Below are 1371 nucleotides of genomic sequence, written 5' to 3' on the forward strand. Positions count from 1 at the left end.
CAAAGGGCCTGAGGTATTCAGTCATGACCTTTTCCATTTCCATTACATCCTCCAGGGTTGCTTCTTCCCTGAGATGCAATTTAGCCGAGGCTTGGGTAAGCCTCTTCATTGCCATTAAATGCCTGGGGGCGATGCTCATATCCCCGGATTTTGACCTTACATCCTGGAAGAAGTCAGCTATTTCCTCTTCCACTTTTGAAATGGTGGGGTTCAGCTTCGAGCAGTATGCAAAATATTTCTTTACTATCTCATCATCCTTCTCTTCAGAACTCCTCAAAATTTTCAAAGCGTCCACATGGCCAGTTCCATACATTGCCCAGATAAGGTCGAACCTCTGAAGCAGAGATTCTGTCATATTGATCTGCTCCATGATAGACCTATCGGGGCTGAATGTGGACCCAGAGGGATTGGCAGCAGCGATTATGCTTGTATTTGTGTAGAATGTGCCCCTCTGCCCGCCCATGCTCTCGGTAAACTGCCCCTGTTCCATGGCAGAATGTATGGCATCAAAGCCGCCCTTGTTGATTTTGTCAATTTCATCTATCATCAAGACTCCATTGTTTGCTAATACCAGCATACCAGGAACCAATATTTTGGCCCCCTGGTAATCAGACAGTGCGGCGGTCAAGCCGGGCCCTGAGGGCCTTGCCACAAAAAATCCTTTGGGTGCGTCATCCTTGGCAGCATACAGTAATTCAGATTTACCTATACCTGGATTGCCAATAAGCAGGATATGGATGTTTGCCCTTTTCTTTGATTCAGAACCCCCAGCAATTGATAGGGCTATGCTTTCCTTGATAATATCATAGTCTTCCCCAATTACTGACTTTCCCAGGTTCTTATGTATAAAATTGAATGGATCCTTAGCTATCTCCTTAATTTTTTCCATTTCCTGGGATGTGATATGGAGATCTTCATTCTTTTTGGATATGTTCAGGACCTGTATACTGAGGAAACTGTCAAATTTTTTCTTTACAATGGAAACTATTCCCATTAGCTTTATTCTATCTCCGATCGTAAATTTGTTGATATCATTCCCTGATACATAGCACGGTATGGTGGAAGGGTTATTCTCCGGCTTCATTTCATCGTAATTTTCCAGTAGGACTATTTCCTGCACCAGCTGGCCTTTTGATTCTTCAGGCACAAAAATCAGATCTCCCTTATATCCGCAGACCATGCATGACTTGGGCTTTTTTGCATAGGAAGGCGTCTGCCCGCATCCAGGGCATTTGTACGCTACCTCGCTATATTCTATATGCACATCCCCTATAGAGCCAATCCATCCGCTGAGAGATTTTAATTTTCCAAGATCCTCATACTTTAAAGAAGGGATTGTTGTTATGGGCCAGTTAATCACCTGGAATGTTG

The 1371-nt window shown here is 43.8% G+C and carries 1 protein-coding gene; it reads right to left on the bottom strand.

All coding sequences use genetic code 11. The annotated features are described in order from the left end of the window. Positions 1 to 1371 (bottom strand): ATP-binding protein (locus tag AOG54_RS03565; RefSeq protein ID WP_156324185.1); only part of this gene is annotated, 1371 nt, incomplete at both ends.

The sequence above is a fragment of the Acidiplasma aeolicum genome, assembly GCF_001402945.1.
GTDB lineage: Archaea > Thermoplasmatota > Thermoplasmata > Thermoplasmatales > Thermoplasmataceae > Acidiplasma > Acidiplasma aeolicum.